This window comes from Granulicella arctica, from assembly GCF_025685605.1.
Taxonomy (GTDB): Bacteria; Acidobacteriota; Terriglobia; order Terriglobales; family Acidobacteriaceae; genus Edaphobacter; species Edaphobacter arcticus.
This window is the reverse complement of the sequence record NZ_JAGTUT010000001.1, coordinates 3,725,572-3,747,851: the sequence shown is the minus strand read 5'-3', so window position 1 is coordinate 3,747,851 and position 22,280 is coordinate 3,725,572. Positions and strand designations below refer to the sequence as shown.

Genomic DNA, 22,280 nt, shown 5'->3' with positions numbered 1-22,280 from the left:
ACGGGGATCATGGTCTACAAAATTACCCATCGCACCACATACAAGTATGTTTACCCGGTCTCAGTAGGAAACCATGTTGCGTGCCTGAAGCCACGTTCCTTTCCGCACAATCGCCTGATCGAAAATTCTCTCGTCATCCATCCGACCCCTGTCACCCTGACTGAGCGTGTCGACTACTTTGGCAATATCCTCTGCTTCTTTACAGTGCAGGAGCTACATAAAGAACTGATTGTGCAGGCGGAAAGCGAAGTCATTACAGACATAGCCGCGGCTGAACGAGAATCGCTCCCCTGGGAAGATTCCGCGGTGGCGCTCGCTCAAGATCACACCCTCGAAGGCCTGGACGCCTATCAGTTCCAGTTCGAATCACCGCGCATTCGCATTCGTCCCGAGTTCGCAGCATACGCACTTCAATCGTTTACTCCTCGACGCCCGATGCGTGAGGCGCTGCTCGATTTGACGAGCCGCATCCACAGGGATTTCCGCTTTGACTCTAAGGTCACGACGGTTCGAACGACAACTGAGGAGGTTTTCAAGAAGAGGCGTGGTGTTTGCCAGGACTTCGCCCACGTCCAGATCGCCTGCCTCCGCTCGATCAACGTTGCTGCACGCTACGTGAGCGGTTACCTGCGGACATACCCTCCGCCTGGCAAAGCGAGACTGATTGGCGCCGATGCGTCACACGCCTGGGTCTCCGCATATTGTAAGGATCTTGGTTGGCTCGACATGGATCCGACCAACAACGTCGCACCGTCAGATGGGCACGTAACTCTCGCATGGGGGCGAGACTACAGCGATGTCAGCCCACTACGCGGCCTGATTCTGGGCGGCGGCAGTCATACATTGAATGTCGAAGTCGATATGGAGCCGATCGAAACGTAAGCTGACAAAGGATCTTGCAAGTACGGAACCTGTAGCGGGCCAAAGTCGACCTACATGGAAGAAATTGAGTTTTGCCCCTTGCGTCTCAACACTGATTTGTAAATACTGGCTTGTGTCATCGGCACCGGCCCATCGCGGTTGAATTCGATGGATCAATTGCTGCTGAATAGTGTGCCTGTAACTCCTGCTGGCGGGGCAGCAAACTTCTTTGATGCAGTCAGCATGTCACTGAAGTCCTTTCAGTGCATTCGATCTACTTATATTCAGCAGCTTAGGAGATTTCTATGTCGAGCAGTGAAGTACCGAAGCAGCACCTGGCAACGATTGCAGTTCATGGCGGCCAAGTGCCAGATCCCACTACTGGTGCGCGCGCGGTTCCTATCTACCAGACCACGTCGTATGTCTTTCAGGATGCGGACCATGCTGCCCGCCTGTTTGGGTTGCAGGAGTTTGGGAACATCTATACGCGCATCATGAATCCGACTACGGATGTTCTAGAGAAGCGAATTGCAGCGCTTGAAGGAGGCGCCGCCGCGCTGGCGACGGCAAGCGGGCAGGCTGCGGAGATGCTGGCGATCACGACTCTTGCCAGCGCGGGCGAAGAGATCATCTCTACCACTTCCCTTTACGGCGGCACATATAATCTGTTCCACTACACGCTGCCAAAATTTGGCATAAATGTGCGCTTTGTAGATGCAGACGATTTCGATGGAATACGCTCTGCAATCAACGATAAGACGCGAGCGATTTACACGGAGACACTTGGCAATCCGAAGCTGGACATCGCAGACGTCGAGACCCTGGCTTCCATTGCTCATGAGCATGGCCTACCGCTCATCATTGACAACACAAGCGCATCACCTGCTTTGTCGAGGCCGATCGAATGGGGCGCAGACATCGTGGTTGAGTCGACGACGAAGTACATTGGCGGGCACGGCAACTCGATCGGAGGCATCATCGTCGACGCTGGCAAGTTTGATTGGGCGGCATCCGGGCGATTTGCAAGCTTTACCGAGCCCGACCCTTCGTATCATGGGCTGATCTTTGCAGAGGCCTTTGGTCCGCTCGCATTCATCCTGAAGGCGAGGACGCAGGGCTTGCGGGATATGGGTGCAGCCTTGTCACCATTTAATTCGTTTCTCCTTTTGCAGGGAGCGGAGACGCTGCATCTCCGGCTTGAGCGTCATTCACAAAATGCTCTTGCCGTGGCGAAGTTTCTGGAGCAGCATCCGGGTGTTGAGTGGGTCAACTATCCGGGGCTGCCCTCGAGCACTTACTATGAGCGTGCAAAAAAGTATCTGCCAGATGGTCAGGGTGGCCTCGTCACCTTTGGTATCCGGGGTGGGTACGAGGCAGGTAAGAAGGTGATTAACTCACTTAAATTATTTTCTCTCTTGGCGAATATTGGCGATGCAAAATCTCTTGTCATTCATCCCGCTTCGACAACGCACCAGCAACTTACAGAGGAAGAGCAACAATCGACAGGAACACGAGCAGAGCTTGTTCGTCTCTCCGTGGGCATTGAGGATGTGCGGGATATCATCGCTGATCTGGATCAGGCTATCGAAAGTGCTAACGGACATAGGGCCATTCAACACGAAGTTTTAGCAGCGCAATGAACGCTGCCATCGAACGAAGAAAACGCATCGCTAGCTTTGAAGGAGACTTCGTCTTACCCGCGGAGTTTATCCTTGAATCAGGAGAGGTACTGCGAAACGCCAGCTTGCGCTATGTGCTTTACGGCGACGTCAATCCGGCTAAAGACAACGTAGTTCTCGTGTGCCACGCGCTTTCTGGGTCTGCCCGAGTGGCCGAATGGTGGCCAGCAATTTGGGAGATGCAAGGGCTAATCGATGCAGAGCAGGATCTAGTGCTCGGAATCAACATCCTAGGTTCGTGTTACGGCTCGACTGGACCAGCATCGATTCAGGCTGACACCGGAGAGCGGTATGGACTTCATTTTCCCTTAGTAACGATCAGAGACACAGTACAGGCCCAGGCGTTGTTGCTGGACGCTTTAGGCATTTACTGCCTCAAGCTTGCTATCGGAGCTTCTATAGGTGGCATGCAAACATTGGAATGGGCAATCCTCTTTCCTGAGCGAGTCAAGAAGGTAGTCGCCATCGGGGTCGCCCCGCTCGGGCCCATGGGATTGGGACTCAATCATCTTCAACGTCAGGCGATCATGCTTGACCCCTTGTGGGAGGCTGGACGGTACACCGAGGTCACTCCGCCGCTAACGGGCCTGGCGTTAGCACGGGGCCTTGCGGTGTGCAGCTATAAATCCAGCGCTCTCTTTCGCGAACGATTCAACCGTAAAGCTGATCGAAGTGGCGAAGATCCATGGAGCGGTTTTTTGGGGGGCCGATTCGATGTGGCTGGATTTCTGGACTACCAGGGCAAGTTATTTAACGAACGCTTTGACGCCAACACCTATCTGATGATCACCCGTATCATGGACCTCTTCGATCCCGTACGCGGGTACCATTCGCCCGCGGAAGCCTGGGGAAGGATAAGAGCGGAGGTGCTCCTGGTGGGCATTTCCTCCGACTTGTTGTTTCCATCTGCTGACATTCAAGCGATGGCACAGGATATGCAGGATGCAAGTGTGAACTGTACGTATCGCGAGTTGATATCTGATCACGGACACGACGCATTTCTTGCCGAACCCGACCTGCTGATTTCACTGCTTCAATAAGCGCAAGCGCCAGACCGTCGTCTTTGATTAGGCTCAGGCAACTCTACGGACAAACATAAGCTCAGAGAGGAGGTTGATTGCAGATTTCTAGGAGAGATACATGAAAAGGTATAAGGCGGGCGTCGTAGCTTTTACGTTGGCAGCGGCAAGTGTTTACTGCGTAGCGGAGCCACAAGATACAAAGTCGACAGACAAAACATTTATTGCTGATTCGGCGCAGGACAGTCTTGCAGAAATCAATTATGCCAAGCTCGCGCTGCAAAAGAGCCAGGACAAAAATGTACGAGAGTTCGCAAGCAAGATGATTAAGGATCATGAGATGCTGATCGACAGCATGAAGCCGTTTGCAAAAAAACTAGGGGTCAAGGCGCCGAGCGGCCCAGCTCTAGTGGATCATGCGAAATATACAGAGCTCAAGATGAAGTCAGGTATTGACTTTGATCGAGCCTATGTTGAGGCCATGGTAAAAGACCATCATGACGATCTCCAGAAGTTCATGGATGAGATGAACAAGACAGCCGATCCAGAGTTGAAGGCGGCCGTTGCTAAGGGTGAGACCGTGATTAAGAGGCATACAGAGATGATCGACGGTATTGCTCACATGGGAGGAATTCCAACCCCGCCCATGCCGGCTGGTGCGTAACGCATCGAATCAAATAAATACTCCGTGGGGCGAAATGAGCGACCGGCCTTAGATGCCGGTCGCTTTTTCATGATAGGTCGAAGCCATCGATTAGACAGTCGGTGTATGTGTAACGATGAAGCAGACTACCTCCCCAACTCGGCGACCTATTAGTCACTTAGAACCTTTTTGCTAACGGATCCATCTGCTGTTAGGTATGATTTCCGGCCCAACTACGTGTGAACATATCCCCGAGGTTGGCCTCAAACAACTCGTGCCACAGGGTATACCGCCATGGGGTTAAGGAGGTGCTTGATCTCGCCAATGTACCGAAGGGCTCCTTTCACCACTGCATTCGACCTATGCTGGTTAACCATAGCTGCGCATACTGGGTGAACAACCAAGTTTAGAAACATCATTGCCTCATCCATCGAAGCAGTTCCATTTGTCCACACCGATTCCGCAGATCTTTAATACCAGCTGTGCATTTGGCTGCTTAGGCGCCCTGCTCTAAGTCATTCGCTTTGGTATGGCAATCAGCTTCGGCTGCGAAACTTAGTCGCGATAGCAAACCACTCCGCCTCGACAGAAGCAATTTTACTGATTCGCCTTGCCTATGGTGCATCGAAGGAGACCTTCCAAGGAAGTGGACTGTGGACGTATCTGCGGAGTATCGTTCTCTCGAGAACAACAATGAAACCTATGCGGCGACGTGACCTTGTTAGAGCGACGGCTGTAGTAGTAGCGGCACCGAAGATGCTCGTGTCGCAGGCGGACGGTAAGGCAGCCGGTCTGGTACCCCATCCTCGGGGCCCTTGGGCCCTCTGGTTGAATGGCGAAAGGCAGATTACCCCAGCACAAGAAAGAAGTGCTGTCGCCTGGGCCAGCCTTCGCCTGTTTGACCCGACCCAGATGGGAATCCTGGAGGGCCTGATTGAATGTCTTCATTGTCGATGGAGCGGACTTTCCCAGCGCAGGCTGGCAGAAATCCGGTCATGACTATCCTTTCACTCTCCATGCGAGCTTCAGAACATCTTGCTGAAGAGATGCGCAAGAAGAATGTTTAGCCTGCACTACGGTCTTATTAGTCAAAGGAGTTTTATGATCTCGCGAAGAAGCTTTCTTTCCAGTGCTACAGCCACAGCCGCCTATGTAGCCATTGCAGGGCGTCCCGCAGTTGCTCAACCTCTTGGCCTTCCACTCGGCATCCAGCTCTACTCAGTCCGTCAGCAGTTGACGCAGGATTACGAAGGCACGCTCGCCCAACTCAGCAGTCTCGGTTATCGCGAAGTCGAAGCCGCAGGCTTCAACAAACGTAGCGCCGCGGACGTCAAGCTGGCGATGCAGAAAGCTAACCTTCGCTGCGTCAGCTCCCATGTTCCCTTCGGCGAGTTGCACCAGCACTTTGACGACCACCTCGCCTACAGCAAGGAGCTAGGCGTCGAGTTCCTCATCTGCTCCAGTCCCGGCATGAAGACTCCATCTGAAGGCCCCAATACGACCCGTCGTTCTCTCACCCTGGATGATTGGCGTTACAACGCTGAACAGTTCAACATTATGGGCGAGAAGGCGAACGCGGCAGGGATACGTTTCGGCTACCATAACCACTTCCATGAGTTCATTGCCGTGGACGGTGTTGTTCCCTACATGGAGATCCTCCGCATCACCGATCCCGCAAAGGTGACCTTGGAACTCGACTGCGGCTGGACTGTTGTCGGCGGATTCAAACCGGTAGAAGTATTACGCGATCACCCCAACCGCTTTTCCATGCTGCACGTAAAAGATTTCAAGGTTCCCGCGGGCACAACAGCAGGCCCTGACTCACCGGAACCAACGGTAACCGAACTGGGCCTCGGCAGCATCGACTACCGCCCGATCCTTCAGCAAGCCGCCAAGACTCAGAAGATCAAGCATATGTTTGTGGAGCAGGAAGCATTTGACATGCCCTACATGCAATCGCTCAAAGTCGACGCAGACTACATACAAAATCTTAAAGTCTGAGATCTAATTCCGGGCGATTTACTAGCGCAGACGGCGGGCTTACAGGTGTCAAGGAATGACCCGCCGTCTGCATATCGCTGTGAACCAGAGAGAGCGTCCGCAATCGCTCGCATACAACAGGGTCTTCGAGTCTCGCTCCCAGGAAGCGTCTGTCTGATTGCACGCTGCGTGTGTGATGCGGCGCGTTGATCCGGTACCCCGATCCATAAGCCAGAGGTTCCAGACGCCCGCTTCGAAATGGCTGTATGCCAGCCAATGACCGTCCGGTGAAACCGCTGGATAGCGCGCCTTCCCAAGCTTCAATTGCTGTGGCTCAGCTCCGATCCGTACATGAAACAGCTGATAAGACCTTTCCTTTGCGAACGCCGAAACAATCAATGATCCGTCTGGAAGGAACGTAGCTCCATCGACATCCATTTCCTTTGGTGTCGTAGCGACTTCAGCTAACTCCGGCGACATGAGCGCCCGTGTGAAAAGCCGGTAGCCCCCGCCCTCTTCACGCAGATATGCAAGATGGCGACCATCAGCCGCAAGCACCGGGGACTCGGCCTCCTCAATCGAGCCAGGACCACCAACATCGGAAGAGACTAAGCGTGATCTGGTGGAAACCTCCTCCGTCCACGCTGTCGTCCCATCGCTCGTTAACGCGAGATCATCGAATCCCAGCCGAGCGTTTCCTTCGTCCAAAGCTGATCCAGGTGCGTGCGGCCAGATGTGATATCCCTCAGCAACCAGCGATACGCTTGAGACGACTCCCTTCCACTCCACCGGGGAACCCGCCAGAAACACGCCTGCATCCGCTGGAATGCGATATGCATAGTCGTCGTATAAACCATCCTGTCGGAGAAGGCCTGAAACGATGCTGCTGGATACGACAAGCGCAAGAGCACCACACCAGATCAGATCCTCCCGCGCTACCCCGCGTCTCCACCTTAATCGCAGGCCCAACGCTCGATACAGAACTAAAGTAAACGCAAGCACAAGGTACAACCTAGGAACGTGAAGTAAAGCTCGCAACCCATCGACGTTTGCAGCATTCCATCCCGGATACCCGATACCGACATACAGCAACACGACGCCAAGCGCCGCAAGCCGCCGATGCGGCAAAAGATAGGAACATAGGACCGCGATCGGTAGAAGCAGCAACGCAAAATTATAAGAGGCCGGCACCGTCGATATCGCAAGGCTCGCAGTCAGAACTGCCGACCATTCCATGGCGATCTGCAAGCGACTTCGAACACCTCGCCGCACGAGTAGCAGCGCCGGTGCGAGGATCACAGCCTGCAACAACGGTTGGAGAATAGCAACCATCGCCGGCGCGGGACACCACGGGTGAGCATTCCACTGCGGCTCATAGATGAAGAGCCGATGCAGTAGCGTCGAGATGGACGAACCCGCGAGCATGTACGGCGGCAGGGCTTCGCCGCGCAGTGTCCACGGCAGCACCTCCCGCAGGTAGACGAGATGCATCTGCCATCCAAACACGTGGACGGAGATCAGAGCCGCAGCAGCCCCGGTTAGCATAGCCGCACACAGCGCCTGCCAGTCCCGCTTTCGAATAAAATACAACACAAAGATCACCGGAAAGACCTTAGTCGCTGTCGCTAAAGCGACAAGAGTTCCTGCCAACTTCGAGTGTCCTCGCTGATAAGCCCAGCACCCACCCACAATCATTCCAAGAAGCAGAATGTAGAACTGCCCATAGAGAAAGTTGCGATAGATCGGAAAGCAGATCACGATCAGCATCGCGATGCGACGAAGTGGCTGACCTGTGATCGCTCGAAGCACACCCGCAATCGCAACCAATCCAAACATCTGCAGCAGCAGCCAGATATGCTTTGCCGCAAGTGGCTGCAAACCGTCCAGCGGCCATAAGAACAATGTAGAAAAAGGGGTAATTGGCACAAGGCCGACTACCCGTTGATCAATCGCTCGGTGATCCTTCTGCCGCTGGAGCCAACGCCACTCATACGCTCGCGACATGTCGACGCCCTCATGCGCGAGCCGGGAGGTCAGATAGTAGTTCGGAAAATCCGTATCGAGCGTCTTCCACGCGCGTGGCATCGTGTGCAGAAATCTTCCACGCGCGTGGCATCGTGTGCAGAAAAAGGAAGCAGGAAAACACAACGAGCAGCAACCACTCTGCAACCAACTGCGCCTTAGCGTCACTTTGATCTACGGGACTAGAGCGTTCCCGGAAACGAGCGCGGAAGAAATTCAACATGCTTCTCCAAGAATGGGACTTCAGGCACACGCCTGCTCCTGAGCATAAGAAAGATCGCACCTCAGCCATGTCACCGTCTCGTCAGCCTTTTGTCATTCCTTCGGCACACCGCATGGATGCTTGCTTCATCATGCGATACAACAGCGAAGTGACAAAGTGGTGACAACATCCTGACACAATTGCACTCGTCACTAGGCAGACTGAGGAAGAGAAAGCTTACTGACGCTCATCATGCCTAAACGAACTGGTTCGTCCAGAAAAGTCGTCTTCTTCTTTCCCTCTTTCGCAAGCTCTGAGGCGACGGCACCTCTCGGCATCCTCGCAGTAGCCACGCCGCTCATCCGGGACGGCTATCAGATCGTCCTCATCGACTCCACCATCACGCCAAACTATAAGCAGCGCGTCCTTGAAGAAGTCCGCGACGCTGTCTGTCTCGGCATCTCGCTGGTCACCGGGCCCATGATTCGCGAGACCGTCGAAATAGCGCGTGCCGTCAAAGAATGGAACCCTGAATTTCCCATCATCCTTGGTGGATGGCATCCTTCTCTCCTGCCCGATCAAACGCTTCAGGCAGATTGTGTCGACTACGTAGTTCGCGGTCAGGGGGAGGATGCCCTGCTCGAACTCGTCCAGCACCTCGAGAGCCACTCCGCACCCGATCTCATCCCCGGCATCGGCTTCAAGCGCGGTGGCAAGCTCATCATGACGCAGGAGCGGCCACTCAAGTCGCTCGTCGACATGCCTCCGAAGGCCTATCATATCGCCGACTTTGACGCCTACGAGAGAGGTTGCGGCAAGCGATGGGCGATGTATACCTCCTCGCTCGCCTGCCCTTTCAACTGCGGCTACTGTACTAACGCAGGCGTCTACGGCCGCAAGTGGAACGCGCTCCCTCCCGAGCAATTCGTTGAAGAGACCGTAGACCTCACGCGCCGTTACCGTCTCGAGATGCTCTGGGTTGTCGACGACAACTTCATGGTCGACCTTGATCGCGTTCGAGGTATCGCCGAAGGTCTCGTGCGTGCAGAGTCGCAGTTCAAATGGAGCGTTCAAGCCACCACCAACATGGTCGCGCGACTCTCACGCGAAGATCTCAAGCTTCTCCGCCGAGCCGGTCTTCACCAGATCTGCCAAGGCGTCGACTCAGGCTCTCCGAAGATCCTGCAACTGATGAACAAGACCTTTCAGGACTTCGATCAGATCTACGAGAGCGCCGCACGTTGTCTTTCCGCCGATATACGCCCCTCCTTCAACATCATCTTTGCGTTTCCCGGCGAAGGTCCAACGGAACGTCGAGAGACCATCAACTTCATGATGGATGTCTGCCGGCGCTTCCCCGGCGCTGAGTTCTGGACCAACATCTTCACCCCCTATCCCGGCTCCCCCATCATGAAGCGTGCCGAAGAGATGGGCATTGAAGTTCCCACCACCCTGGAAGGCTGGGCCGACTACTTCCCGCGCTACACTACGCTTCCATGGCTCAAAGGAGCTGAGCATGAACGCCTGCAGGTCACCCGCGATTACCTGCGCATCGCCTTCGACCGCATCCCGATAGCCGCCGACACACGCAGCCCCATCACGCGACTTGCGCAAAAGTCTATCTCCATCCCGGCCCGATGGCGTCTCGATCACGACGTCTATAAGTACCCCGTCGAGATCTGGCTCAATAACAAGATAAAGAAGCTATCAGCCGCAGCCAACAAGCCCAGCATCGACGCCAAACGGCTCGCACGCACGCCAGCGGAGGCAGCATGCTGACAACCATCTCGACGACGGCCAGGCTCTCTGCTGGCTCGACAGGTAGCCAATGGTAGACGTTCTTCTCACCCACTCCTACCATCTCGCTCACGATGCCAAGCAATGGCGAAAAATGCAGCCATATCCGCCTCTCGGAACGCTATATGCCGCCACCGCTCTGCGCGCCGCGGGCATTACGGTTGCCGTCTTCGATCCCATGTTCGCCGATCCTCTCTCCGGCTTTTCGCAAGCTCTCGAACAGCATCAGTCGAAGCTCGTCGTGATCTACGAGGACGACTTCAATTTCGTTACGAAGATGTGTCTCACTCACATGCGCGAGTTGGCCTGCAAGCTCGCCGGCATCTCGCAGGCAATTGGGCTGACTGTCATCGCTCACGGCTCCGATGCGACCGACCATCCCGCGGTCTACCTCAATCATGGTGTCAGCTTCATACTCAACGGCGAAGCCGAGCAGACACTTCTCGAACTCTGCACGTCGCTCCTTCAAATGCAGCAGCCACAAAACATCCCCGGCCTCGTTCGCTACTCAGACCCGGATCGCACCCTGCTCGTCTCCTCTCCAGCACCCAAGAATCAGAACTGGGCCACCCTCCCTGTCGCCGCCCGCGATCTCATCGATCTCAAACCCTATCGCGCCGCATGGACCGCAAAGCACGGCTTCTTCTCGACCAACGTAGTCTCCAGCCGAGGCTGTCCCTACGGCTGCAACTGGTGCGCCAAGCCCATCTCCGGCAACAGCTTTCATCTGCGTCCGGCGCAACTCGTAGCCGCAGAAATGCATGACCTTAAGATCACTTCGGGGGTAGAACACGTCTGGTTCGGCGACGATGTATTCGCACTCGACCACAGATGGGTGGAAGCCTTCGCTGTCGCAGTTGAATCCTACGGCGAGGAGCCACTGCCTTTCAAAATTCAGTCGCGAGCCGACCTTATGTCCGACGCAACCGTCGCCGCCCTCAAGCGCGCTGGCTGCACCGAGATCTGGATGGGTGTCGAATCCGGCTCTCAAAAAATCCTCAACGCCATGACCAAAGGCCTGAGCCTCGAAGCCGTCCACACCGCGCGTCTTCGTCTCGCTGATGCTGGCATCCGCGCTGCCTACTTCCTGCAATTTGGCTACCCTGGCGAGGGCTGGGCAGAGATCTGTGAGACCATCCAACTCCTCCGCGACACCCGCCCCGACGATATAGGCGTCTCTCTCTCCTACCCACTTCCCGGCACCGTTCTTTACGAACGCGTCCGCAAGGAACTCGGCACCAAGCGCAACTGGACCAACAGCGACGATCTCTGCACCATTCACACCGCCGCCTACAAGGACGAGTTCTACCACGCACTGCGCAACGCACTCCACGCCGAAGTAGCCGCAGGTTATCCTTCAGCCATTACGGCAGCCTGCAAATCGCTCTGGGCGCAGGTCCACGCGCTTGAGCCGATCAGCCGAAACACAAACGTCCTCGTCGTCCCGGATGAAGCATCCCATTCAGGCTCCCACAGCGCCTTCGTACCGCTCGCAGACGTGATCGTCGAAGCAAGGAGAGCCTGATGCCTGACCTCCTCCTCACGCACGGCTACTTCCTCTACGAAGATCCTAAAGAGATCCAGATCATGAAGCCCTACGCTCCTCTGGGCATCCTTTATCTCTGCTCCCATCTGCGCAACAATGGCTTTGATGTAGAAGTCTTCGACACAACATTCTCCACCCGTGACGCACTCTTCCAGCACCTCCGCACCGAGACGCCCTCCGTCCTCGGCATCTATGCCAACCTCATGACCCGCAGCAACGCCGTCGAAATCATGTCGGTAGCCCACGAGGCCGGATGGCGCGTCATCGTCGGCGGTCCCGAGCCCGGGGCCTACGCACAGGAATACCTCGAGGCTGGCGCAGACTTCGTCGTCTTTGGCGAGGGGGAAGCCACCATGCAGGAGCTTCTCACCGCCTTCCGCGAGCGCGCTGACCGCACCGATCCGGCCTGGAAATCGAAGATCTCCGGTGTAGCGTACCTCGATGACGTTCGCCAGTTCCGCCAGAATCCACCGCGATCCCAGATTGCAGATCTGGACGCGCAACCCTGGCCCGCCCGCCACGCCATCGACCTTCAGCGCTACGTGGATACCTGGCGCACCCATCACCAGCAGGGCTCTGTAAACTTCATCACCGCACGCGGCTGCCCTTACAAGTGTCGCTGGTGCTCACATCAGGTCTACGGCCAGACTCACCGCCGCCGCAATCCCGTCAAGGTCGTCGACGAGGTCGAGTGGCTCGTCAACGAGTACACCCCTGACATCGCCTGGGTCTCCGACGACGTCTTCACCATCAACCACGAGTGGATTCGTCAGTACGCCGCCGAGATGCGCCGCCGCAACCTCCGCATCCCCTTCGAGTGCATCTCCCGCGCCGACCGCCTCAACGACGAGATGCTCGACCTCCTTGCCGAACTAGGCTGCTTCCGCATCTGGATCGGCTCCGAAAGCGGTTCGCAGCGCTTACTTGACTCCATGGATCGCGGTGTCAAGGTCGAGCAGGTCCAGCGCGCCATCGAAGGCAGTCGTTCCCGTAAGATCCAGAGCGGCATGTTCCTCATGTGGGGCTACGAGGGAGAAGAGATGGAAGACATCGAGGCCACCATTCAACACGTCAGCAGATCCAGGCCGGACGTCTTCTTCACAACCGTCTCGTATCCCATCAAAGGCACGCCCTACTACCAGCAGGTACAGGATAGGCTCGTTCAACTCAAACCATGGGGACAAAGCTCCGACCGTGAGATCAAGATCACCGGTCGTCACTCCCGCGCTTACTATGCCCACGCCGACAAGCTCCTTCGCGATGAAGTACAGCGCGCCAAGCTTAGCGCAAGCGGCACTGATGACGCTCTCCTGCTCAACGAACTCAGCGCACAGATCATAGCCTCTCGCCAGGCGCTCGTCGCCACTCACAACGAGGTAGAAGCATGAGTTCTACCCATCCAACTAACCCCATCACATTGGCCGGCCTCGTCTTCGATCGCCTCGCCGCGACCTATGACAACGACTTCACCAACTCCCTTATCGGACGAGCCCAGCGCCATGCGGTTTGGAGGATTGTCCGTAAGACCTTTCACCCGGGTAACAACATCCTCGAACTGAACTGTGGCACCGGCGAAGACGCCTTGTTCCTCGCACAGAACAACATCTCCGTCTTCGCCTGCGACGCTTCGCAGCAGATGATCGTGCGAGCTGAACACCGCCTGAAGTATCAGCCCACAGCACTCCCAATCGTCTTCTGCCATCTCCCCACGGAGCGCATCGCCGAACTCCATCCCGCCCCGCGCTTCGACGGCATCTTCTCAAACTTCTCCGGCCTCAACTGCAGCGCCGACCTGGACGCCGTCGCCAACTCACTTGCAAGCCTCATCAAGCCCGGCGACAAGCTACTCCTCTGCTTCTCTACCCGCTTCTGCCTCACCGAAATCCTCTACTATCTCACTCGCGGAAATCTCAGGAAAAGCCTTCGCCGGTGCCGAGGACAGGCTCAAGCCACGTTGGACGGCGCATCCCTGACGATCTATTACCCCACACTCCGCCAGCTACGCCGCAGCTTTGCGCCAAACTTTCGCCTAAGCTCCCATATCGGCATAGGAGTCGCCGTCCCGCCGTCCTACCTCGAGCCGTGGGTTCGTCGGCACCCTACAATCTTCAGCATCCTGTGTCGCCTCGAAGCTACCCTGTCGACCCTCCCTATCTTGCGCAGCACCGGTGACCATAGGTTGCTCACCTTCGAGAAGGTGTCTTCATGACAACACTTCAACTCATACCTTCTCTTTCGAATCCAGCCACATCGCTAAGCGGGCAACCAGTACTTCTGTGCTGTCGTTGCTCCTCCGTTCTCACGACGCTCGACGCAACCACCTCCACCTCCTGCTCGCACTGTAACGCCGAGACTCTCTGCGACAAAGGTATCTGGCGCTCCCTCTCACCCAAGCAGTCCCAACTATTCGAACCCTTTATCCGCGACTATGAGTTCATCCGTGCTGCCGAAGGCCGCGCCAGCGATGACCCCGCTTACTATCTCGCTCTGCCCTACGAAGATCGCTCCGGCAGAATGCCCGGCCAGTGGATGATCCGCGCCCGCACCTTCCGCAACATCGAACGCTGCATCCTCACACGTCTCGCATCCCACCAGGTCCGCCCTCTTCGCATCCTCGATCTCGGCGCAGGCAACGGCTGGTTGAGCTACCGTCTCTCGCTCCTCGGACATGTCCCCGTCGCCGTCGACCTCCTCACCAACGATGACGATGGCCTCGGCGCAGCCTCACACTACGCCGCGAACCTCGCCACCATGTTCCCCCGCGTCCAGGCCAGCCTCAACCAGCTTCCCTTCGCGGACGCTACATTCGATCTTGCCATCTTCAACGCTTCCTTTCACTACGCTGAGAACTACACCAAGACCTTAGCCGAGGCTCTCCGCTGCACACGACGTGGCGGTGCCGTCGTCATCGCCGACACCCCCTGGTACAAACTCGAAGAGAGTGGCCGAAAGATGGTTGAAGAGAAGCACAATCACTTCCGCGCCACCTACGGCATCGCCTCCGACTCACGACCAAGCCTCGAATTCCTCACTCCGGAACGCCTCCGAGACATGGCAGCCACTCTCGGAATAACGTGGCAAGTCTATAAGCCCTACTACGGTCTCAACTGGGCACTGCGCCCAGTCCGCGCCCGGCTGCGCAATCGCCGCACCCCCTCGCAGTTCCGTATCTACATGGCAGAGGTCACCTCATGATCATCCTCTACCATCCTCGCGCTACCAAGCCGCGCAACCGCCGTCTTCCTCTCGCTGTACTCGCCCTCGCCGCAGCACTTGAAGGTAAAGAGGAGTACGAGATCGTCGATGGCAATCTCGAAGATGGCGCCACCGAAAGCATCCTCAAACTCATCAGCGAACACCACGTCGAACTCCTCGGCGTCTCTGCCATGCCCGGCCCCCAGATGGTAGCCGCCATGGAGACCTCACGCGAGGTTCGCCGCCTGCACCCTGAGGTCACCATCTGCTGGGGCGGGTACTTCCCCTCCCTCTACCCAGACGCCGCTCTCAACGCCCGCTATGTCGATTACGTCGTCCGTGGACAGGGTGAAGACACCCTCCTCGAACTGCTGGATGCCCTTCGCGGCAATCGCTCCCTCGACTCCGTCAAAGGCCTCCTCTACAAAGACATCTTCGGCCTCCGTCACGACAACGGCGAGCGCCCCATGAAGGGTCCCGACGAGTTTCCCTGGTCACCCTTCCATCGTTTGCCCGTCGAGAAGTACATGCGCCCCTCGTTCTTCGGCAAGCGCACCGCCGTCCACCATGCCAGCATCGGTTGTCCATTCAACTGCAGCTTCTGCGGCGTCCACGCAGCCTATGGCAACAAGGAAAAGTTTGAGTCACCGGAACGCACCGTGGCCATCCTCACCCACCTCGTCGATCAGTACGGTGCAGACTCCGTCCAGTTCTACGACATGAACTTCTTCCTTCGCGAAGATCTTGCCCGCGACCTTTGCGACCGCATGGCCCACCTCAACCTTCGCTGGTGGTGTGAGGCTCGCGTCGACATCATGTCCCGCTACACCGACGACACCTGGGCCGCCATCAAACGCGCCGGGTGCACCATGATCTTCTTCGGTGCCGAGTCCGGCTCCGACTGGGTCCTTGAAGAGATGCAGAAGGGCATCACCACCGAGCAGACCCTTGACATAGCCCGCCGCACCTACCAGTTCGGCATTATCCCCGAGTTCTCCTTCGTCGTCGGCAACCCGAACGATCCTGAACGCGACACGCGCGAGACCCTCAACTTCATCCGCAAGATCAAGCGCATCAACCCTGACTCCGAGATCATCATCCAGCACTACACCCCCACCCCACAGCCTCACAAGGCAGGCGGTGAGATGTATGGCAACATCGAGGTTCCCTTTCCGGACACCCCCGCCGGCTGGGCCACCAAGGAGTGGATGAACTACACCCTTCGGATCGACACCAACGCTCCCTGGCTCAAGCAGAAGACCAAGAACCTCATCGACAACTTCGAGACCGTCGTCGCCTCTCGCTGGCCAACCGTGCAGGATATCCGCGCCCCCAAGTGGACCCGTCTCTTCCTCCAGGCCCTCAGCGCCTGGCGGTATACCTTTCGCGTCTACGGCTTCCCCTTCGAGCTTCATCTCGCCAATCAGTTCATCGCCCTGCGCAAGCCCAAACGAGAGAGCCTGTGAGCACGCGGCCTGCCGCTCCTGGCAGCATCTTCGATCAATGGGCCGAGGTCTACGACACCCAGTCCAACCCCCTGCTCATGCTCGAGGAGCGCACCGCGCCCAGCCTCCTGCCCCCGATCAAAGACAACAACATCCTCGACGTAGGCTGCGGCACAGGCCGCTGGCTCGTCCGCCTCGAAGCGCTCGCCCCCCATTCGCTCACCGGCACCGACTGCTCTACCACCATGCTGGAGCAAGCCCGCAGAAAGCTAAGCCAAGCCACCGTTCTGCACGAGAGCGAAGCTACCAACTTACCCGGCAGCACCAACTCCTACGACCTCATCCTCGCCTCCTTCGTCCTGAGCTACGTGGACGACCTACCCGCCTTCGCCTGCGAGTGCGCCCGCACTCTCAGGCCCGGCGGCCACATCCTCCTCTCAGACATGCATCCCGCCACTGCAGCCGAGCGTGGCTGGACCCGCAGCTTTCGCACCGCCGAGACCACAATCAACATCCCCGCACACTGCCGCACGCTGACGGAGATCATCGCCACATTCACAAATCACAGCTTCGAACTAAGCACCCTCACCGAACCCGCCTTCGGTCCTCCAGAACGACCCACCTTCGAGCAGGCAGGCAAGCTAACCGACTACGAAAGCCTCACGAACACCCCCGCAATCTACCTGCTCAAACTGCTCTACAGCCCCACAGTTCCGGGCGCCCCACCTGCAACATCTCGGGAACACGTCCCTGTCTCCTCAAGAACGCAGATCACCAACGCACGCTGGAGCGTCAACGCCACCACCTGGAACCACCACCCACTCACCATTGACGGCAACCAGATCGCACCAGCCAACTCGCGCCACGACGACACGCTCGACCTGGCCGGCTATGTCCTCCTGCCCGGCCTCATCAACGCGCACGATCATCTGGAGTTTGCCCTCTTCCCAAACCTCGGCCGCTCTCCAAACGCCCCCGCCTATAGCAACTCCGCCGAGTGGGCCAATGAGATTCACAACGTACACGCCGCGACCATCAATCTCCACCGCCAAATCCCTCTCGCCACCAGATTGTGGTGGGGCGCACTCCGCAACCTCCTCTGCGGCGTCACCACCGTCTGCCACCACAATCCATTCCATCCAGAACTCACACACCCCGACTTCCTCGTCCGCGTCCTCACTGACTTCGGCTGGGCTCATTCCCTTAGCTTCGAACGCAATGTAACCGCGCGTTTCGAGAGCACCCCAGCCGACCGGCCCTTCATCCTCCATGCCGGAGAAGGCATCGGTCACCCAAGCCGCGAGGAACTCGACGAACTTAATCGCCTCCACCTACTCAGTCGGAACACCGTTCTCGTCCACGGTCTCGCCTTCACCGAATCAGACATAGCTCTCCTCAACCAGCGCAGCGTCTCGCTCGTCCTCTGCCCCACCTCAAACCTCTTCCTCTTTGCCCAATCGCCTTCGAACGCCCTCATCACCTCGATCGAACACGCCGCGTTAGGCAGCGACTCACCTCTCACAGCCATCGGCGATCTGCTCGACGAAATCCACCATCTCCAGTCCCAACGCCTGGACCCCAATCTCCTCTACAACCTCGTCACCGAGAACCCATCCGCAATCCTGCACCTCCACAAGGGCGAAGGCACCATCCTTCCCGGCGGGAGAGCTGACCTCATAGCCGTCCGCGATACTCATCAAACTCCAGCGCAGACCATAGCCAACCTCACCCTTGCAGATGTAGAACTCGTCCTCCTCGGCGGTCGAGTTCATGCTGCCTCACCATCCCTCTACAAACGCCTGGTGCCTGAATCCCGCGTCGGCCTGCATCTCCTCGAAATAAGCGGCCATCAACGCTGGGTCCGCGCTCCCCTACCCGCACTCTTCGAAGCTGCCGAACAGGTTCTCGGCAAGGGTAATCTCCGCCTGGGCAACAAGGAGGTGCATCATCTCCCACTTAGTTGAGATCCAGCCCGCAATCCCGACGCCTTTCCCGGTGCGTGCGCCCTCCCGCCTCGCTACGCTTCCCATCCTCCTCCTTAACATCCATACGCAATGCAACTGTCGCTGCGTCATGTGCGACATCTGGAAGCGTAAAGACTCCACCGAACTCTCCGCAGCATCCCTAGAACGCCACCGAGACTCCCTCCGCACCCTCGCCACCCGCCAGGTTGTCCTCTCCGGCGGCGAATCTCTCCTCAACCGCGATCTCCCCGACATCTGCGCCTTCTTCCGCAGCCTTAACATCCGCATCACCCTCCTCACCACCGGGCTGCTCCTTCACAAACGGGCCGCCCTCGTAGCCGCAGCCATAGACGAAATCATCATCTCCATCGACGGCCCCGTCGAGATTCACAACGCCATCCGCAGCATCCCCCGAGCCTTCGAAACCATAGCCCGAGGTATCCAGACCGTCCGCACCCTCAACCCCGCCATGCCCATCGCCTGCCGAACCACCGTGCAGAAGCAGAACCACGCCCACCTCCGCGCCACCGTCGAAGCCGCCCACGCCCTTGCCCTCGACAGCATCTCCTTCCTGCCCGCAGATATCTCCTCAGGAGCCTTCAACCGAGAACAGGGCTGGTCGCCCAATCGCCAAAGCGAGATAGCCCTTGACCCATCCGAACTCGCCACCCTCGAGTCCGAGGTCGAATTCCTCATCGCCACCCACGCAGATGACCTCCGCACCCGCTTCATCGCCGAGAGCCCAGCCAAACTCCGCCGCATCCCCACGCGCTTCCGCGAATTTCTCGAAGGCACCCCGCCCCGCGCCCCGCGCTGCAACGCCCCCTGGGTCTCGACCGTCATGGAGGTCGATGGCACCCTTCGCCCCTGCTTCTTCCACCCGCCTGTAGCCACCACCAGCCACAGCACTCTTGAAGAAGCCATCAACAGCCAGACCGCCCAGGCCTTCCGCAGTCGCCTTGAAGTAGCTACAGACCCTACCTGCCAACGCTGCGTCTGCTCGCTCAACCTGCCTGTCTAGCGGCTTAAAAAGCGACGGCGTCCAGGATGGAACCCGGACGCCGCACGATCCTGCCTTCAAAACATCTACTCTGCCTTCTTTTCCTTGTGCCCACCGAACTGGTAGCGCATCGCCGAAAGCAGTTTGTTCGCATACGTGCCATTCGCCTGTGACGTAAACCGCGAGAAGAGTGCCGCCGTCAGCACGTCTGCCGGTACACCCTCGTCGATAGCAGCGATAGACGTCCACCGGCCTTCGCCAGAGTCAGACACTCGACCGCCATAGTTCTCAAGCGTCGGAGACTCAACCAGCGCCGTCGCTGTCAGGTCCAGCAGCCACGAAGAAACAACGCTTCCGCGCCGCCACACCTCCGCGACCTCAGGAATGGGCAGATCGTACTTATAGTGATCCGGCTCCCGCATCGGTGCCGTCTCCGCATCGAAGCTCTCCTGCGTATTGCCGACGTTGGCATGCTTCAGGATGTTCAACCCCTCCGCATACGCCGCCATCATGCCGTATTCAATCCCGTTATGGACCATCTTCACAAAATGTCCTGCGCCCGGAGGCCCACAGTGAAGATATCCCTCCTCAGCGGTCGTCGCCGCAGCCTTGTCGCGGCCCGGAGTACGCTCGATCGTCCCACGTCCCGGGGCCAGCGTCTTAAAGATCGGGTCCAGATAGTTGACCGCCTCATCCTCGCCGCCAATCATCAGGCAATAGCCACGGTCGAGTCCGGCAACACCGCCGCTCGTCCCGACGTCCACCCACTTGACGCCGTCCTTACCCACAAACTTTGCGCGCTCCAGATCATCGACATAGTGCGAGTTGCCGCCATCAATGATGATGTCATGCGCCTCGAGCAGCGGATGAAGCTCGTCGATCGTCGCATCCACAGCGCCCGCCGGGACCATCAACCATACCGCACGCGGCGTCTTCAGCTTGCCAATCATGTCTTGTAACGAAGTCGCGCCGGTCGCGCCCTCTTTCACCAGACCCTCGACCGCATCCTGGCTACGATCGAACACCACGCACTCATGACCGCCCCTGAGAAGACGGCGAACCATGTTCGCGCCCATTCTCCCTAATCCAACCATCGCTATCTGCATATTGCAAAGCTCCTATCAACGTCCTGACGTTGCACCATTATCTCCGATGCACGCCGCTAACCCGTAACAAGTCGCTGCATCTCTGTAGCAATCTACAACAAGCACCCGCGGACTTTGTTGAATCACGGCTAAAAAGTCACCTCGCTGACCTTCGTCAGCAGAAGTAGCTGTACGGCGAATCCCGCATGAGTGATGATGCTCACTCGACATACTATTCCGGAACCCAACGATCAGGGATTAAAACCACCCAAGTGAAAGGTCCCAAATGAGTCCCCTGCCACTACCGATCATCGCTTTTTTTTTCCTGACCGTCGTCGTTGCACTGGCCCTCTTCAGCAAAGCCGTCCGCGCCTCAAAACCCGCAATTCTGGGTGCAATCCTATGGATGGGGATCCAGTCCAAAATCGCTCTTTCCGGCTTCTACCTGGTCACGAACACCCTGCCACCCCGCCTCATTCTGGCGATCGTCCCACCAGTCCTTATGATCGCCGCTCTGTTTTTGGCACCCTTAGGACACCGTTTCTTCAACACTATGGACCTCAAGTGGTTGGTTCTCCTGCACTCCATCCGCATCCTCGTCGAGATTAATCTCTACTGGCTCTTTCTCTACAAGCAGGTCCCCGCCCTGATGACCTTCGAAGCAGGCAACGTCGACATTCTCTTCGGCCTCACAGCACCGCTTATCTGGTGGGCCTTCAGCAAAGGCCATGTTGGCCGCAGAGGCCTGTTGATTTGGAACTCCCTCGCACTCCTCAGCGTCCTGAACGCCTTTGTTCGCGCCATGCTCTCAGCGCCCTTCCGCTTTCAGCAACTCGCCTTCCACCAGCCGACCGTCGCCATCCTCAGCTTCCCGTTCATCCTGCTCCCCGCGTTCCTCGTTCCATCCGTCATCCTCTGCCACCTTGTAATCTTCAGAAAACTAGCTGGCCGAAACGCACAAAGACCGTAACGGGAGAACTCCCGCTCGGTCTTTAGGTACAACTAAAATTTTATGGTGGAGCCGGTGGGAAATCGACTTTACTCTTCAACTATCCTGCCATCAAACACTTAGGAGTAGCTCTGTAATTTATATGCCCCAGCTTATAAAGTTTCTGGCGATGGCGATAAGGATGGTCGCCACAGTGACATAGGTGCAGCGGTACCGGACACGCGGCATGAGAAGACTACGCTGCGCAAAATCCCGAAACAGCAATAGGCGGACCAGCAGCTTCAAAGTGTGATTTTGTAGAAGTCGTAAATACGACGGATCGACAAATGCTCTCAGATTTCGAAACGGACGAAAACACCGCGAACGGGAAGTACAGATGTAAGAGCATACGGATCACCGCTCTGATGTTAGTCATGGTGGCTCTGGAGACAACCCGATGCACGCCACTCTGGAACAACGAAAGGCCTCCATATTCATGACAATGGGAATGCCACCAAGCGCCTCCGCCTCAATCTTTACGCCAGGAATTCGTGCGTACATGAAGGCTGGGTACTATTTCCCCGACGATCCTGCCGGACTTAACGGCTTTCGGGGCGCTCGGCATACCACCTTAATCTGTAGATTGGATCGAGGTTCCTCCCTCTCAGATGAAGCGCCTTGTGGGTCAGCCCTGAGCTGCAGCCACGGTCCGACGTCCAAACCGCACATCGCTCAATATTTCAATCCGTCTCAGATCGCGCTCGCTCATAGAAATCCATGCCATCCTTAGAACCTGACAGTTCTAACGAGCCAGACCATGACATTTCTAACGAGCCGCTACAGATCGACTATACATAACGGCTATCGTCTGCAGACTTTCGGTACCGCTTGCTCTCTCACACCCTGACTCTCTC

At 57.3% G+C, this 22,280-nt stretch carries 16 protein-coding genes; 14 read left to right on the top strand and 2 right to left on the bottom strand.

Features of this window, described 5'->3' with window-relative positions; translation table 11 throughout:
* Nucleotides 1-9 precede the first annotated feature (9 nt).
* The 5 genes from OHL20_RS15965 (at nucleotide 10) to OHL20_RS15945 (ending at nucleotide 6,203) form a co-directional block, all read left to right on the top strand.
* Nucleotides 10-882: a transglutaminase family protein gene (locus OHL20_RS15965; protein WP_263384170.1), complete on the top strand. Its 873-nt coding sequence runs from the start codon at nucleotides 10-12 to the stop codon at nucleotides 880-882.
* Nucleotides 883-1,166: 284 nt separating this feature from the next.
* Complete coding sequence (locus OHL20_RS15960) at nucleotides 1,167-2,501, top strand: homocysteine synthase (protein ID WP_263384169.1); 1,335 nt, start codon at nucleotides 1,167-1,169, stop codon at nucleotides 2,499-2,501.
* On the top strand, nucleotides 2,498-3,580 hold the full coding sequence (metX, locus tag OHL20_RS15955; RefSeq protein WP_263384168.1) for a homoserine O-acetyltransferase MetX: 1,083 nt from the start codon (nucleotides 2,498-2,500) through the stop codon (nucleotides 3,578-3,580). The genes OHL20_RS15960 and metX overlap by 4 nt, the downstream gene beginning before the upstream one ends.
* 100 nt (nucleotides 3,581-3,680) lie before the next feature.
* Complete coding sequence (locus OHL20_RS15950) at nucleotides 3,681-4,223, top strand: DUF4142 domain-containing protein (protein ID WP_263384167.1); 543 nt, start codon at nucleotides 3,681-3,683, stop codon at nucleotides 4,221-4,223.
* 1,080 nt (nucleotides 4,224-5,303) lie between these two features.
* Nucleotides 5,304-6,203 (top strand): sugar phosphate isomerase/epimerase family protein, encoded by a 900-nt coding sequence (locus tag OHL20_RS15945; protein ID WP_263384166.1) that lies wholly within the window; start codon nucleotides 5,304-5,306, stop codon nucleotides 6,201-6,203.
* Between the two features lie 48 nt (nucleotides 6,204-6,251).
* Here the strand turns inward: OHL20_RS15945 and OHL20_RS15940 are convergent, their stop codons facing one another.
* On the bottom strand, nucleotides 6,252-8,267 hold the full coding sequence (locus OHL20_RS15940) for a glycosyltransferase 87 family protein (protein WP_263384165.1): 2,016 nt from the start codon (nucleotides 8,265-8,267) through the stop codon (nucleotides 6,252-6,254).
* A gap of 391 nt (nucleotides 8,268-8,658) precedes the next feature.
* On the opposite strand from OHL20_RS15940, the gene OHL20_RS15935 reads away from it, so the two are divergent.
* The 8 genes from OHL20_RS15935 to OHL20_RS15900 are packed head-to-tail and all read left to right on the top strand — an operon-like array spanning nucleotide 8,659 to nucleotide 19,374.
* Nucleotides 8,659-10,185, top strand: coding sequence for a B12-binding domain-containing radical SAM protein (locus OHL20_RS15935; RefSeq protein WP_263384164.1), 1,527 nt, complete (start codon nucleotides 8,659-8,661; stop codon nucleotides 10,183-10,185).
* Between the two features lie 49 nt (nucleotides 10,186-10,234).
* On the top strand, nucleotides 10,235-11,728 hold the full coding sequence (locus tag OHL20_RS15930) for a B12-binding domain-containing radical SAM protein (protein WP_263384163.1): 1,494 nt from the start codon (nucleotides 10,235-10,237) through the stop codon (nucleotides 11,726-11,728).
* A complete protein-coding gene (locus OHL20_RS15925; protein WP_263384162.1) occupies nucleotides 11,728-13,137 on the top strand; it encodes a B12-binding domain-containing radical SAM protein in 1,410 nt (469 codons plus the stop codon). Before OHL20_RS15930 ends, OHL20_RS15925 begins: the two co-directional genes overlap by 1 nt.
* A complete protein-coding gene (locus OHL20_RS15920; protein WP_263384161.1) occupies nucleotides 13,134-13,958 on the top strand; it encodes a class I SAM-dependent DNA methyltransferase in 825 nt (274 codons plus the stop codon). Before OHL20_RS15925 ends, OHL20_RS15920 begins: the two co-directional genes overlap by 4 nt.
* Nucleotides 13,955-14,944, top strand: a complete 990-nt coding sequence (locus tag OHL20_RS15915) for a class I SAM-dependent methyltransferase (RefSeq protein WP_263384160.1) — start codon at nucleotides 13,955-13,957, stop codon at nucleotides 14,942-14,944. The genes OHL20_RS15920 and OHL20_RS15915 overlap by 4 nt, the downstream gene beginning before the upstream one ends.
* Nucleotides 14,941-16,410 (top strand): B12-binding domain-containing radical SAM protein, encoded by a 1,470-nt coding sequence (locus tag OHL20_RS15910; RefSeq protein ID WP_263384159.1) that lies wholly within the window; start codon nucleotides 14,941-14,943, stop codon nucleotides 16,408-16,410. The genes OHL20_RS15915 and OHL20_RS15910 overlap by 4 nt, the downstream gene beginning before the upstream one ends.
* Nucleotides 16,407-18,353 (top strand): methyltransferase domain-containing protein, encoded by a 1,947-nt coding sequence (locus OHL20_RS15905; protein ID WP_263384158.1) that lies wholly within the window; start codon nucleotides 16,407-16,409, stop codon nucleotides 18,351-18,353. Before OHL20_RS15910 ends, OHL20_RS15905 begins: the two co-directional genes overlap by 4 nt.
* A gap of 31 nt (nucleotides 18,354-18,384) precedes the next feature.
* Nucleotides 18,385-19,374, top strand: a complete 990-nt coding sequence (locus tag OHL20_RS15900; RefSeq protein WP_263384157.1) for a radical SAM protein — start codon at nucleotides 18,385-18,387, stop codon at nucleotides 19,372-19,374.
* A gap of 65 nt (nucleotides 19,375-19,439) precedes the next feature.
* Here OHL20_RS15900 and gnd read toward each other — a convergent pair whose 3' ends face one another.
* Nucleotides 19,440-20,459: a phosphogluconate dehydrogenase (NAD(+)-dependent, decarboxylating) gene (gene gnd, locus OHL20_RS15895; RefSeq protein ID WP_263384156.1), complete on the bottom strand. Its 1,020-nt coding sequence runs from the start codon at nucleotides 20,457-20,459 to the stop codon at nucleotides 19,440-19,442.
* A gap of 265 nt (nucleotides 20,460-20,724) precedes the next feature.
* Here gnd and OHL20_RS15890 point away from each other — a divergent pair, with 265 nt between their 5' ends.
* The gene (locus OHL20_RS15890; RefSeq protein ID WP_263384155.1) at nucleotides 20,725-21,408 is read left to right on the top strand and encodes a hypothetical protein; all 684 of its coding nucleotides are present in this window, start codon (nucleotides 20,725-20,727) and stop codon (nucleotides 21,406-21,408) included.
* Nucleotides 21,409-22,280 lie beyond the last annotated feature (872 nt).

Bases quoted from the DNA above. Each gene is read 5' to 3' on its own strand.
- gnd (WP_263384156.1), bottom strand. From the start codon at position 20,459: ATGCAGATAGCGATGGTTGGATTAGGGAGAATGGGCGCGAACATGGTT.
- OHL20_RS15920 (WP_263384161.1), top strand. From the start codon at position 13,134: ATGAGTTCTACCCATCCAACTAACCCCATCACATTGGCCGGCCTCGTC.
- OHL20_RS15910 (WP_263384159.1), top strand. From the start codon at position 14,941: ATGATCATCCTCTACCATCCTCGCGCTACCAAGCCGCGCAACCGCCGT.
- metX (WP_263384168.1), top strand. From the start codon at position 2,498: ATGAACGCTGCCATCGAACGAAGAAAACGCATCGCTAGCTTTGAAGGA.
- OHL20_RS15945 (WP_263384166.1), top strand. From the start codon at position 5,304: ATGATCTCGCGAAGAAGCTTTCTTTCCAGTGCTACAGCCACAGCCGCC.
- OHL20_RS15950 (WP_263384167.1), top strand. From the start codon at position 3,681: ATGAAAAGGTATAAGGCGGGCGTCGTAGCTTTTACGTTGGCAGCGGCA.
- OHL20_RS15925 (WP_263384162.1), top strand. From the start codon at position 11,728: ATGCCTGACCTCCTCCTCACGCACGGCTACTTCCTCTACGAAGATCCT.
- OHL20_RS15930 (WP_263384163.1), top strand. From the start codon at position 10,235: ATGGTAGACGTTCTTCTCACCCACTCCTACCATCTCGCTCACGATGCC.
- OHL20_RS15915 (WP_263384160.1), top strand. From the start codon at position 13,955: ATGACAACACTTCAACTCATACCTTCTCTTTCGAATCCAGCCACATCG.
- OHL20_RS15965 (WP_263384170.1), top strand. From the start codon at position 10: ATGGTCTACAAAATTACCCATCGCACCACATACAAGTATGTTTACCCG.
- OHL20_RS15940 (WP_263384165.1), bottom strand. From the start codon at position 8,267: ATGCCACGCGCGTGGAAGACGCTCGATACGGATTTTCCGAACTACTAT.
- OHL20_RS15890 (WP_263384155.1), top strand. From the start codon at position 20,725: ATGAGTCCCCTGCCACTACCGATCATCGCTTTTTTTTTCCTGACCGTC.
- OHL20_RS15960 (WP_263384169.1), top strand. From the start codon at position 1,167: ATGTCGAGCAGTGAAGTACCGAAGCAGCACCTGGCAACGATTGCAGTT.
- OHL20_RS15935 (WP_263384164.1), top strand. From the start codon at position 8,659: ATGCCTAAACGAACTGGTTCGTCCAGAAAAGTCGTCTTCTTCTTTCCC.